The organism is Ureibacillus sp. FSL K6-2830, from assembly GCF_038004145.1.
GTDB lineage: Bacteria > Bacillota > Bacilli > Bacillales_A > Planococcaceae > Ureibacillus > Ureibacillus thermosphaericus.
The window spans coordinates 2,749,294-2,762,781 of sequence record NZ_JBBOQR010000001.1 but is presented as its reverse complement, the minus strand read 5'-3'; the positions used below and the strand labels follow the sequence as shown (position 1 = coordinate 2,762,781).

Sequence of the window (13,488 nt, the reverse complement as noted above, 5' to 3'; positions counted from 1 at the left end):
TATTAGATATTGGGAAGCTCTTTTATTTTAGACGGTCGTTTTTTTCTTTCCTAAATATGCTTCGACAATTCGCTCATCCTTGAGTAAATCATCCGCAGGTCCTTCAATAATTATTTTTCCCGTCTCCATTACATATCCATAATCAGCAATTTTCAATGCTTGTTTTGCGTTTTGTTCCACAAGCAGCACCGTCGTTCCATCTTCTTTGATTTCTTTAATTATATTAAATATTTCCGCAACAATTAGAGGAGCTAACCCCATAGAAGGCTCGTCTAATAATAATAGCTTCGGTTTTGCAAGTAATGCACGTGCAATTGCAAGCATTTGTTGTTGGCCGCCAGATAACGTACCAGCCAGCTGTGATTGGCGCTCCTCCAAAATCGGGAATCGTTTCATTACATTTTGTATATCTCTTTTCACATCATGATCTTTACGATGATAAGCGCCCATTTCAAGATTTTCTAAAACGGTCATGGTAGATAGAATTGCACGACCTTCTGGAACGAGGGAGATACCTTTCCTCAAAAGTTGGTGTGGACGCATTCCCGTTACATTTTGTCCCAAAAATTCTACCGTTCCCCTTTTTGGTTTTATAAGGCCAGCAATTGTTCGCATCGTCGTTGATTTACCAGCGCCATTAGCTCCAAGAAGTGTTACAATTTTTCCTTCTTCCACTTCTAAATGTATTCCTTTTAATGCTTGAATTTGTCCATAATACGTTTCAATGTTTGTTAACTTAAGCAATTGTCTCTTCCTCCTCTTTACCGAGGTAGGCTTCAATCACCGCTTCATTATTTTGAATTTCATCCGGTGTCCCTTCTGCCAATTTCTCACCAAAATTCAGAACGGTAATTCGATCACACAACCTCATGACAAGCGACATATCATGCTCAATAATGAGTACTGTAATTCCCATAGATTGTATTTTTTTTATTAAATCAAATAAATTATCCGTTTCCGTTTCGTTCATGCCTGCTGCCGGTTCATCAAGCAACAATAAAGTCGGATTGCTTGCTAATGCTCTAGCAATCTCCAATCTTCTTTGTTGACCATATGCTAAATTCTCTGCAAATTGGTCTTTCAATTGACCAAGTCCAACTAATTCTAATAATTCTTCACTTTTTTCTTTTAATAATTTCTCTTCTTGCTTTTGAGATTTCGTTCGAATTACGCTTCTGAAGACTCCCGCTGAAATTCTTGAATGCCCACCGACCATTACATTTTGTAACGCTGTCATTTGCGGAAACAGTCGAATATTTTGATAAGTTCTACAAATGCCTTTTTCGGTTATTTTATATGGCTTTAGTTTTGTAATTTTTTCTCCATTAAAAAAAATTTCACCTTCTGTCGGTTCAACAATATTTGTAATGCAATTAAACATCGTCGTTTTACCAGCACCATTTGGACCAATTAATCCATAAATTTCCCCTTGTTGAATTGTAAAAGAGATATTTTTTAATGCGGTAATCCCGCCAAAACGTTTTGTAATGTTTTTCACTTCAAGGACCATTAGCTAGTCCCCCTTTTAATACGTTTTCCTTTTAATCGATAAAACAAATGAAGATCTAATATTCCTTGAGGGCGAACAGCCATTAAAATCACGAGCATAATCCCATAAAATATATATCGATAGTCACTTACAAAACGTAGTACTTCAGGCAATAATGTTAAAATGGTTGCTCCAAAAACGGAACCAATTATTACTTCGCTGCCGCCAAAGACTGTAAATATCAAAATTTCTACTGCGCGATGATATGAAAAATCAGATGGAGAAATATAGCCAATTGTATGTGCAAATAGTGCACCAGCAAGTCCTGCGATAAAAGCTCCTTGTGCAAATGCTAATACTTTATAGTACGTGATATTGATTCCCATTGACTCCGCCGCTTTTTCGTCCATTTGTATGGAAGAATAAGCTCGTCCAATTCTTGAATTTTGTTGACGAATGACAAACCATAAAATGAATAAAACGATTATTAATAAAACAATGACAAGGGATAAATAAACAAATTGATTATTTTTCAAACCTAGAGCACTAGGTTCTATTCCGATACTTTTTGCAAACTTTAGCAATTCCCTCCCCAACTGAGGAATACCAGTTAAACCAACTGAGCCTTTCGTCAAGCTTTCCCAATTGACAAAGAGAACACGAATAACCTCTCCAAATCCTAATGTTGCAATTGCCAAATATACACCCGTTAATCTTAATGATGGGATTCCAACGATAATACCAATTACACCTGCTAAGAGGGCACCCACTAAGATTGTTACATAAAGTGGAAGTTCATAATGAATCGTTAGAAGGGCGGATGTGTATGCACCAATTCCCATAAATCCTGCACTTCCTAAAGATAACTGCCCACTTGATAACGGAACATATATACTAAGGGCTAACATTATGTTAATTAATATGAAACATAAAACTTGTAAATAATATGGATTTAATAGTTCTCCTAACATTCTTATCACCTGCCCTCTGCCGTCTTGGATCCAAATATACCTTGTGGTCGAATTAATAAAATAAGAATTATCATGATAAATGCGATAGCGTCTCGATATCCCGAATCGCCATAAGCAACAAGCAACGTTTCAGATAAACCGAGGATTAGCCCCCCAACCATTGCTCCTTTCACATTGCCCATACCACCTAAAATAATGATGGCAAGACCCTTTAACCCCATAGATAAACCCATTTGTGGACTTACCGAGTTAAAGGCCATACCTACTAAAATACCTGCTATGCCTCCCATGCCGGAAGCGATAATCACCGTTAATGTGATGATTTTTTTCGTATCCACTCCAAGAATACTTGCTGTTTCTAAATTTTCTGCCGTAGCTCTCAGGGCTTTACCAGCTTTTGTTTTTGAAAGCCAAACGGATAATCCGACCATTAATATGACGGAAATAACAAAAATCGTAATTTGTACTAAATAAATTGTTATTGAACCAATTTCAAAACGAATTTCTGCAAAAGCAGTTCGAAATGGCTTATTTCCAGCTCCGAACATATGATGAGATAAATTTTCAAGAAAGATTGATACACCAATCGTACTAATTAGTGGAGCCAAATGGGATACTCCCTTTTTCCCTCTAAGAGGGCGTAAACTGAAGATTTCTAACAGATAACCTAATAAGGAAGTAACGACTATCGACGCAAGAAAAGCAAGCCACAACGGCCAACCTAATACACTCGTCGTCAATACACCAATAAAAGCTCCTACCATAAAAATTTCGCCATGGGCCATGTTGATGATGCCTAATACGCCAAAAACTAGAGTAAACCCAAGGGCGACAATCGCATAAATACTTCCTAATGTAATCCCATTAATCAACTGTTCAATTAGCAATAACCATCACCCTTTTCATATAAGGAAAAGTAGAATTCGAGGTTATTCCTCGAATTCTACAAACTTCCCATCTTTTATTTCTACAACTGTAACATCCATCACGACATCACCAACTTCATTGAATGAAAATAGTCCTAATATCCCTTCAAAATCTTTCGTCTCAGCTAGTGCATCTCGGAATGCATCTCGATCATCACCTGTTCCCGCTCTCTTTAATGCATCTGCATAAATATAAAGAGCATCATATGCTTGCGCAGCAAATTGGTCAGGCTTTTTCCCATATTCCTCTTCGTATTTTTTGTTAAATTCAACAATTTTTGGATCTGCAGAATCCCCGAAATACGGTGTTCCTACAATTAAACCGTTTGCAGCATCGCCTGCAATTTCTAAAACTTGAGGGGAGTTAAATCCATTTCCTCCAACGAACGGAACAGTAATGCCCATCTTCCGCGCTTGATCGATAATAACGGCTCCTTCGTTATATAAAGCAGAAGCTAAAACTAAATCTGGATTCGTATTTTTGATTTTCGTTAGCTGTGCTTTATAGTCGCTTTGACCTTTTTGATATGTTTCAATTGTTGTAATTTCTAAGCCCATTTCTTCCGCAGTTCTTTTCATCACTTCAAATCCCGCTTTTGTAAAAGCATCATCATTCCCATAAATAATGGCAACCTTTTTTGCTCCTGTTCTTTTTACTGTTTTTTCCATTGCAGCAGGAATTGCTAACGCTTCCGGAATTGAATTTCGGAATACATAATCTCCAATTTCAGGAATTCCGTCCGCTGTTGTAGATGTACCCATAATTGTAATACCGTTTAAATCAGCTTCAGGTGCAACCGCGAAAAATTCCGTACTAAGCGTTGGTCCAATAATTGCAAGAATAGAATCATCGGCCATTAATTTTTGACCGGCATTTACCGCTTGTTCCGCTTCACCAGCAGAATCTTCAATTACTAATTCAATATTCACTTCACCTTTTTCATTAATTTCCTTTTGAGCTAATTTCAACCCTTGTGTAATCGCCTCTCCATAGGCAGCCCCTGCACCAGATAGGTATGAAATTACCCCGATTTTTGCTTGAATTACCTCTCCAGATGTTTCGTCTTCAATACTTGTTTTACTTTGTCCTCCGCTGTTTGTTGATGTTGATGAACTACCACAAGCTGTTAATAGAATTAACATGAATGTTGCTAAAATAATTAGAAACTTTTGCATTTTGAATCCCCCTAAAAATTCAATTCTATTAATTTACACTATTGGAGTAATGTAAATCTCTATTTATTATTCTATTAATCGAATTTTAAAAATATTACAAACTCTATTTATAAAAATTTCTAATAAAATAAAAAAATACTTGGAAATACATAAGTATTCCCAAGTATTTGAAATAGTTATAATTAGTCTTGCAACAGTGTATCAGCAGATACATATTCGCGTTGCTGCTCATCTGCAACCGCTTTATACACAACATATCCATTTAACGTGTTTAGACCTTTTTTCAGTGCTTCATTTTCTAAACAAGCTTGTTTATATCCTTTATTGGCAATTTGTAACGCATAAGGAACCGTTACATTTGTCAACGCAATTGTTGATGTTCTTGGAACTGCTCCTGGAATGTTCGGAACTGCATAATGTAAAACACCGTATTTTTCAAATGTTGGCTTATCGTGAGAAGTAGGGTTGTTCGCTGTAATTTCCGTACTTCCACCCTGGTCGATCGCAATATCAACGATAACAGAACCAGGCTTCATTTGTTTTACCATTTCTTCCGTTACTAATTTAGGAGCTCTTGCACCAGGAATTAGAACCGAACTGATTACAAGATTTGATTGTTTCACAGACTCTGCGATATTATACGGATTAGAAATTAATGTTTTAACAGAAGATCCAAAGATATCTTCTAATTGACGTAAACGATCCGGATTCAGTTCAATAATTGTTACATCTGCACCCATGCCGATAGCAACGCGTGCAGCATTTGTTCCAGCTACTCCCCCACCGATAATTGTAACTTTTCCTCGGGGTACACCAGGTACACCGCCTAATAAAATTCCATTACCACCATTTAATTTTTCTAAATGATGCGCCCCAATTTGGACACTCATTTTTCCAGCAACTTCACTCATTGGTGTTAATAATGGTAATGCTCGATTTGGTAATTGCACTGTTTCATATGCAATTCCAATTACTTTTTTATCTAATAACGCTTGTGTTAATTCGTATTCAGGTGCTAAATGCAAGTAAGTGAAGAGGATTTGTCCTTCATAAAAATATTTGTATTCGCTTTCAATTGGTTCTTTTACTTTTAAAACTAATTCCTGTGACCAAGCTTCTTCAGCAGTGTCAACAATTTTTGCTCCCGCAGCAATATAGTCTTCATCAGTGAATGAAGAGCCTAGTCCAGCACCTTTTTGAATATATACTTCATGACCAGCATTCGTTAACGTTACAACCCCTGCAGGTGTCATTGCTACACGATTTTCATTATTTTTTATTTCTTTAGGTATTCCAATTTTCACGAAAACTCCCATCCTTTGCTTGAATATTCGTAATAAAAAATCAATCACCACTATTCTATCAATTGTTAAAAAAAAATTAAATTATTTTTTGAAAAATTTTTCTTCCAAATTTCTTCACATTATTCATAATTGTAAATATAAAAAATTACAGTATTGTAGAAAATCATTTACAATAATTAGAAGATTTTGTGAATGTTTTTCATTTTTAACTAAAATAGCATTCTCATTGTCTGAAAATTTGATATAATAGAAACATAGTTAAAGGAGGTAAACAATATGACAAAGTATAAGAGTATTGTGGTGGCTGTGGATGGTTCTAAAGAAGCAGAATACGCTTTTAAAAAAGCAACTGAAATCGCTAAACAAAACGAAGATGCAAAATTAAACTTAGTGAATGTAATTGATACTCGCTCTTTTGCAGCAATTGAAGCATATGATCGCTCAATCGCTGAAAAAGCACAGGCGTTCTCTGAAGAATTACTTGAAGGATATAAAAAGAAAGCTGAAGAAGCTGGCGTAAAAAATGTGAACGTAATCATTGAATACGGATCTCCAAAAACAATCATTACAAAAGAATTATCCAAATTAGTAGATGCTGATTTAATTGTCTGCGGTGCTACTGGTCTAAATGCCGTTGAACGTTTCTTAATCGGTTCAGTATCAGAAGCAATTGTTCGCTCTGCAAAATGTGATGTTCTTGTAGTTCGCACGCCTGAAAATTAATCTAGTATAGATTTTAACCCTTTATGATTTCGAAATCATAAAGGGTTTTTTTGATTAACATAAAATATTAAAGTTTTTGTTATCTTTTTGCAATAGAAGTTTTTGTCGAATTATGATACAACTATATCTGTTCTCAATTAACCGCCGCTAAAACGCTCATTTTGCTTTTTTAGTTGGCTTCTACTCCTTTGAGTTCACAATAAATATAGAAAGAATGATTCTATTGAAACGAAATTCATATTTTGATAATGCAAGAGCAATATTGATTTTCCTCGTTGTGTTTGGTCATATGATTAGTGAGTATATAGAAAATGAAAGGATTCTAGCAAATATTTATCTTTTCATCTATACATTTCATATGCCAGCATTCATTTTAATTTCTGGTTATTTTGCAAAAAAAGTTTATAAACAAGGCTATTTTAAAAAACTCATCAAAAAACTCCTCATCCCTTATATTATTTTTCAAGTGTTGTACACTTTTTACTATGATTTAATATTTGGAGACTCGATAGGTTATAGTTTATTTATCCCAAGATGGGGACTTTGGTTTTTGATGAGTTTGTTATTTTGGAATATTCTCTTATATTTCTTTGGAAAATTAAAATATGGACTTCCAATCGCAATTCTTATTTCTCTATTAATTGGCTATGATACTGAAGTGGATGAATTTTTAAGTTTGTCCCGCACCTTTTTCTTCTTTCCGTTTTTCTTAGCTGGATTTCATTTAAAAGAACAGCATTTTGTCAAAATAAAATCCAAAATCAACGTATTTATTGGCACAGTACTTGCCATCGTAGGTTTTATCATCATAGTTCTCTATGTACCAATCGACTTCAGATTTTGGTTATTTGGAAAAAGACCATATGAAGAAATAACGAATCTCTTAGAATATTCAGCACTCATAAGATTAAGTACATACGGTATTCAGCTGTTAGCGTTGTATACCTTTTTTTCCCTCGTTCCTAAAAAACAATGCTATCTTACATCCATCGGCCAATCTACAATGGTGATTTATTTGCTTCATATGGCTATTGTTCGAGTTTTCCGTGAGTCTTCAATAAAGTCGTATATCATTGAATCAAGCCAATATTGGTTATTGTTTGTATTCAGCTTATTAATTGTATACTGTTTGTCAAGAAAACCGGTCGTCCACTTCGTTGATACGTTATTGTACAAAAAATTTTAATAGGTGTTTAAAGGGGTGTGTCTATAAAATTAGACATCTCCTCTTTTTTTATAAATTTCCTATTTTCTCGCATTTTGTTCTTTCCAAATTTTCACTTTTTCAAAGAAGTATAATAATGCTTGCTTATTGGATAAATTCGGCACCTTCGCTAATAATACTTCTTTTGGCGGCCTCATCGTATCACTTTTCTTTTGCAATATTAAAATGCTTTTTTCATGCAATTTCGATTTAAAAATATTTTCTGGAAGCTGCATCACAGCTTGAATCCACGCATACTTCTTCAAAAATTTATGCAACATTTCAGCTTGTTCCGATTCAAATAAAGTTGCAGGGATTAAAAAAATCAAATAACCGCCATCTTTCGTATAATTTAATGCTTGCTCAATATATAAGTGATGAGCGTAACTCATCCCTTCTTTAGAACACAATTCATAGTTTTTTGCAATATCATCATTCGGATAAAATCCTACTGGTAAATCACAAACTACCACATCTACAGGGTCAACTAGCAATGGCCTTAACGCATCTTGGTGGTATAACTGAATTGGTTGTTCAATAAGCTCTGCAATTTCCCCAGCTAATTGAATTAACAATTCATCCACTTCCACACCCGTTGCGAACACTTTTCCATCCAATTTGTTCATAATCGTAAACAATAAATTACCTGTTCCTAAAGCCGGGTCTAAAATTGAAATTGTTCCATCTTTTAATGTTTCCTCAAAAAATTGTTCAACGAAATACGTTATTAATAAGCCTAAAGAATCTGGTGTCATTTGGTGATTTGGTTGAGAAGATTCGCGCATTCCTTTTAATATAGAAAGCTGAATTGCTTTACGCATTTCTTCCTTCGTTGCTGCTTCAAAGGGTAATTCATATTTTCCATCAAGTATCCCCTTAAGAGTTGTTAAGACACTCTCTAAATATGTAGAGGACTCTGTTTTTTCAAGTTCCTCTGTTTTTTTATTGATAAAGGTAAATATTTGCTCTATCTTTTCCATCAAATTCTTCCTTTCATTAATTTCCATTTTTTTATGGAGTTACGATTAGAACGACAGGAACATAGTAGAAAATAAGTGTAGACAAAGCCATCTTTGACTTTGTCTACATAAAAAGTTGTTATCATAAAACTATCATATACGATAAAAGAACTTCTTGCACCATCGTATGTTAAATCAATTCTTTAACAGCGTTAATTGCCGCTTCATAATTTGGATGGTTTGTTGTTTCAGGAACATATTCTACATATCGAACTATACCTTCACGATCGACAACAAACACCGCACGAGCTAATAAGCGTAACTCTTCAATTACAACTCCATAAGCTTTTCCAAATGAAAGGTCTTTATGGTCTGATACTGTCACTACTCGATCAATACCAGCTGCTCCACACCAGCGTTTTTGAGCAAAAGGTAAGTCAACAGAAACAGTATAAACAACCACATCTTCCCCTAATTTTGCTGCTTCTTCATTAAAACGGCGAGTTTCTGCATCACAAACACCTGTATCAAGAGACGGTACAGTAGCGAATAAGCGAATTTTACCTTCAGAATCTTTTAATGTTACAGGTGTTAAATCATTCGCAAGCACCGTAAAGTCTGGTGCAATGTCACCAACTTTCACTTCATTTCCTAACAATGTTACTGGATTATTTTTAAATGTCACTTCAGCCATTTGAATATTCCTCCTTCTTTTCTACTTATTTCATCTTACTAAACCCCTTCACGTATAAGCAAATAACTTAACTTGAAAATTAAAAAACCATTCAGCTTCTAAAATTTTCATGACACTGAATGGTTTTAGTAACTCTATACTGTTTGATGATTTGATTCAATCATTTTTTCTTTTATAACTTTTTTTTCATTTTTCACATACACTTTTTCATGCACCACAATGGTTTCTGCTATATAATCTTGTAGTCCTTGATTTTTGGGAGTAAATGCAACAGCAATATAAGGAAGCCAAATTGTATTGTTAATAAAACGAGAGACTAACTCTCTAAACAATACTGTACTCCAAGATAGTTTTTGTTCTTTCAGTGACTTTACTTTTAAACCGAAAATCATTTTGCCAATAGTTTGCTGCCAAAACTTTGTCATAAGTACAAAATATCCATAATAGAAAAATCCTGAAATAATCGTAATAGGAGCATACCAAACCGAATTAGATAAATTCCAACCCATCATATAGAAAATGGGTTTAAATAAAATACTGACGATTGCAGTAACAATAAGACCATCTGTAATAAATGCCCAAAAACGAATCCAAAAACCAGCTGTTTTTTCTTCATATTCTGTAATGATTTCCGTTTCTGAAAATGTTTTTGGAAATTTTTCCTTTTGCTCTAGTTCTTTCTCTACACCAGCTTGCTGATCAGGCTTAATTTCTTTATCTGTCTCCACTTTGATTTCTTCTTCATTTGCAACGAACTTTTGAGCAATTTCCGAAGTGTGTGCATTTTCAATTTTAAGCTCCTCTTGGTCTCGATCGTTTGCTGAGTTTTGTTCCATTTGTTTGTTTTGTAAAATGTCATTATTCGACTCATGGGCAGAAGTTTTCCGGTTATTATCTTGATTATAACTCGTCATATTCCAGCCCTCCTTAATATTGGCCATATAAATACATTAATCGTGGTGCATCATAAGAATTCATCAATTTTATTAGCATTCTCTCTTCTGGTGAAGGGCCAAAGAGTGTTCCCAGTTTCATTGTAAATAAAGAAGCGAAACTACCTAAATTTGACTCATATTCGAACAATTCAGCGTCTTCCAATCCATAATCTTCTCTTAGTGACTGAATTGCATCCTCTAAACTTCCAAGCTCATCGACTAAACCAGCTCTTAACGCTTGACTACCACCTAAGATTCGTCCGTCCGCAACTTTTTTCACTTCCGCTTCAGTCATTCCTCTTCCTTGCTCTACTATATCTACAAATACTTCGTAAGATTCATTAATCATCTCTTGAATCATCGCTTTTTCTTCTTCTGTCGTAGGTCGAGTACCACCGAACATATCTTTATGTGGACCGGATTTGATTGTTTCAAATTCAACACCCAATTTTTTCGCTAGCTCTGCATAATTATAACTTTGTATGATAACACCAATGGAACCCGTAATTGTTTCACGATGGGCAAAGATTTTGTCTGCTGGAGCGGAAATATAATAACCACCTGATGCAGCCATGGATCCCATTGAAACGTATATTGGAATACCTTTTTCTTTTATTTTTAGCAATCTTTCATGAATTTCAGCAGATTCAATAACTCCACCACCTGGTGAATTGACAGATAATACAACCCCTTGGACTGTATCATCTTCCAAAATTTGGTCCAATGAAGCAAGAACCATTTGGTGATCATATTCCAGCGGTACCCAAGGTGAACTTGAACCAACATCTTGAATTACTCCATCTATAGATAGTAAAGCAATTCGTTCATTAAAAGCCCCTGGTTCGAGGACCGTCTCTGCAAGTTCTACATCCGTAAGCGTCTCAAATCCACTTAAAAGGTCACTCTTGAGAAATGACATTAACGCATTGATTGCGATTGATGCAATCAGCAAAAAAACTGCTGCGCCTAACGCTATCCATCTTTTTAAATTCATCTAATTTACCTCCTTCACTTTACATACGTTTTTCAACAACAATTGTTTCAAAAAAATGATAAATTTTTCTATGCTAGTATAAGATTACATAAAAGAAATGGGCTGTCCAGAAAGTCGAACACTTTCTGAACAGCCTTACTTCTTATAGTAATATTCTCTTAAAAACTTTGCCCCTGCGGTGGTCACATCAAACGCGCCTCCTCGTCGCAATTTATCTGCGACGAAAACTCTAGCGACAGCCGCAATGTATCTGCGGCGAAAGCATGTGCGACAGCCGCAATTTATCTGCGGCGAAAGCATGTGCGGCAGCCGCAATTTATCTGCGGCGAAAGCATGTGCGACAGCCGCAATTTATCTGCGGCGAAAGCATGTGCGACAGCCGCAAAGGCGGCGTCTTGACATGACTTTTCAGACGCCCCCTTGACTTTGATATCACTTCATGCAATAGATAAGTATTTAATTAATTATTTTAGAACTTGCTTTTGCATTTCTCTTTGACGCAATTCTACGCGTCGAATTTTACCGGAAGCCGTTTTTGGTAGCTCGTCGATAAATTCGATTGCTCTTGGATATTTATATGGTGCAGTAATACTTTTTACATGCTCTTGTAATTCTTGAACAAGGGTAGGGCTATCCTTTAATGATGGATCTTTTAAAACAACGAATGCTTTTACGATGCTTCCTCGAATCTCGTCAGGACTTGCAACAACCGCACATTCTTTTACCGCAGGATGTTTAACAAGGGCATCTTCCACTTCGAAAGGCCCAATTGTATAACCGGAAGATATGATAATATCATCTCCACGGCCCTCAAACCAGAAGTATCCTTCTTCATCCTTGTATGCACGGTCACCTGTTAAATACCAATCTCCACGGAATTGTCTTTGCGTACGCTCAGGATCATTTAAATAACCTTTAAACAATGCAGGTGTAGAAGAATGAACTGCAATATCTCCAACTTCTCCTGGTTTTGTTGGTTCTCCATCTTCATTGATAACATCCACAATATTTCCTGGAGTTGGTTTACCCATAGATCCTGGTTTTGATTTCATGCCGAGGAGTGTTCCAACAAGCAATGTATTTTCAGTTTGTCCATAACCATCTCGAACTTGTAAGTTAAATACATTTAAGAATTTATTGATTACTTCACTGTTTAACGGTTCCCCAGCAGAAACAGCGCTTCTTAAATTGGATAAATCATAAGATTCTAAATCATCCACTTTCGCCATCAAGCGATATTCTGTTGGTGTACAGCATAATACATTAATCTTGTAATCTTGCAACATTTGCAAGGAGTTTTTCGGATCGAATCGTCCTGTATGAACAAATGCTGTCGCCCCGCTTCCTAAAATAGCTAAGAATGGGCTCCAAATCCATTTTTGCCAACCTGGTGCTGCTGTCGCCCAAGCTAAATCATTTTCTTTTACACCGAGCCAGTGCTCAGCTGCTGTCCGTAAATGTGCGTATCCCCAACTATGAGTATGAATAACCCCTTTTGGATTTCCTGTCGTTCCACTTGTATAAGATAAGAAAGCAACATCTGAACTTTTCGTCTGCACTTCATTAAATTCATCGGATAAATTTTCAAGCTCTTTTTCTATTTGAATCCACGGTTCATTCGCTTCACCGTAAACGAATAGATTTAATCCATTTAACGATTTTACATCATCAAATTGAGAAATTTCATTTGAGAAGGCAACAATTCCTTTTGCACCTGAGTGTTCGATGCGGTAGTCAATATCTTTTGCTCTTAACATTTCAGAGCTTGGAATGATCGTAATCCCTGCTTTTAATGCACCAATGTATGTAGCATATGCTTCAGTAGAACGCGGAACCATGACAAGGAGAACGTCGCCTTTTGTCAGTCCATGTTTTTTAAATAAATTTGCTACTTTATTTGCTCTTTTTAATAACTCTACAAACGTGATTTTTTCTGTCGTACCGTCTTCACGGTGTACCAGTAACGCCACTTTGTTTTCATCTTTTGCCCATTTTTCGAATTCATCTGCAATATTATATTTCTCTGGAGCTAGTAAATCCTCTCTTTTCAAGCAAATTCCCCCTCAACTTTCAAAAATAAAAATATTATTCCAATGATAATATATTCAATAAT

General features: G+C 35.6%; 13 protein-coding genes. 2 read left to right on the top strand and 11 right to left on the bottom strand.

From position 1 onward, the window contains the following. Positions 1 to 27 precede the first annotated feature (27 nt). The 6 genes from NSU17_RS13695 to ald all read right to left on the bottom strand — a co-directional run bounded on the left by NSU17_RS13695 (position 28) and on the right by ald (position 5,866). Positions 28 to 744: an ABC transporter ATP-binding protein gene (locus tag NSU17_RS13695; RefSeq protein WP_340435872.1), complete on the bottom strand. Its 717-nt coding sequence runs from the start codon at positions 742 to 744 to the stop codon at positions 28 to 30. Next, positions 737 to 1,510 (bottom strand): ABC transporter ATP-binding protein, encoded by a 774-nt coding sequence (locus tag NSU17_RS13690; protein ID WP_016837115.1) that lies wholly within the window; start codon positions 1,508 to 1,510, stop codon positions 737 to 739. The genes NSU17_RS13695 and NSU17_RS13690 overlap by 8 nt, the downstream gene beginning before the upstream one ends. Then, complete coding sequence (locus tag NSU17_RS13685; protein WP_016837114.1) at positions 1,510 to 2,460, bottom strand: branched-chain amino acid ABC transporter permease; 951 nt, start codon at positions 2,458 to 2,460, stop codon at positions 1,510 to 1,512. Before NSU17_RS13685 ends, NSU17_RS13690 begins: the two co-directional genes overlap by 1 nt. Before the next feature lie 5 nt (positions 2,461 to 2,465). Then, positions 2,466 to 3,347, bottom strand: coding sequence for a branched-chain amino acid ABC transporter permease (locus NSU17_RS13680; RefSeq protein ID WP_016837113.1), 882 nt, complete (start codon positions 3,345 to 3,347; stop codon positions 2,466 to 2,468). 42 nt (positions 3,348 to 3,389) lie between these two features. Next, positions 3,390 to 4,562, bottom strand: coding sequence for an ABC transporter substrate-binding protein (locus NSU17_RS13675; protein ID WP_340705273.1), 1,173 nt, complete (start codon positions 4,560 to 4,562; stop codon positions 3,390 to 3,392). Positions 4,563 to 4,744: 182 nt separating this feature from the next. After that, a complete protein-coding gene (gene ald, locus NSU17_RS13670; RefSeq protein ID WP_340705272.1) occupies positions 4,745 to 5,866 on the bottom strand; it encodes an alanine dehydrogenase in 1,122 nt (373 codons plus the stop codon). A gap of 276 nt (positions 5,867 to 6,142) precedes the next feature. Here ald and NSU17_RS13665 point away from each other — a divergent pair, with 276 nt between their 5' ends. Both NSU17_RS13665 and NSU17_RS13660 read left to right on the top strand, forming a co-directional pair. Beyond that, complete coding sequence (locus NSU17_RS13665) at positions 6,143 to 6,589, top strand: universal stress protein (protein WP_016837110.1); 447 nt, start codon at positions 6,143 to 6,145, stop codon at positions 6,587 to 6,589. Between the two features lie 223 nt (positions 6,590 to 6,812). After that, positions 6,813 to 7,775 (top strand): acyltransferase family protein, encoded by a 963-nt coding sequence (locus NSU17_RS13660; RefSeq protein WP_340705271.1) that lies wholly within the window; start codon positions 6,813 to 6,815, stop codon positions 7,773 to 7,775. Between the two features lie 59 nt (positions 7,776 to 7,834). On the opposite strand, the gene NSU17_RS13655 is transcribed toward NSU17_RS13660, so the two are convergent. The 5 genes from NSU17_RS13655 to mbcS all read right to left on the bottom strand — a co-directional run bounded on the left by NSU17_RS13655 (position 7,835) and on the right by mbcS (position 13,426). Then, the gene (locus NSU17_RS13655; protein ID WP_340705270.1) at positions 7,835 to 8,773 is read right to left on the bottom strand and encodes a class I SAM-dependent methyltransferase; all 939 of its coding nucleotides are present in this window, start codon (positions 8,771 to 8,773) and stop codon (positions 7,835 to 7,837) included. Between the two features lie 169 nt (positions 8,774 to 8,942). Continuing rightward, positions 8,943 to 9,446: a thiol peroxidase gene (gene tpx / locus NSU17_RS13650; RefSeq protein WP_340435880.1), complete on the bottom strand. Its 504-nt coding sequence runs from the start codon at positions 9,444 to 9,446 to the stop codon at positions 8,943 to 8,945. Positions 9,447 to 9,580: 134 nt separating this feature from the next. Next, positions 9,581 to 10,360 carry an RDD family protein gene (locus tag NSU17_RS13645; protein ID WP_340705269.1) on the bottom strand — a complete coding sequence of 260 codons (780 nt, stop codon included), beginning with the start codon at positions 10,358 to 10,360 and terminating at the stop codon, positions 9,581 to 9,583. Positions 10,361 to 10,373: 13 nt separating this feature from the next. Next, positions 10,374 to 11,375: a signal peptide peptidase SppA gene (sppA, locus tag NSU17_RS13640; RefSeq protein WP_340705268.1), complete on the bottom strand. Its 1,002-nt coding sequence runs from the start codon at positions 11,373 to 11,375 to the stop codon at positions 10,374 to 10,376. A gap of 464 nt (positions 11,376 to 11,839) precedes the next feature. Further along, on the bottom strand, positions 11,840 to 13,426 hold the full coding sequence (gene mbcS, locus NSU17_RS13635) for an acyl-CoA synthetase MbcS (RefSeq protein ID WP_340705267.1): 1,587 nt from the start codon (positions 13,424 to 13,426) through the stop codon (positions 11,840 to 11,842). Positions 13,427 to 13,488: the final 62 nt, after the last annotated feature.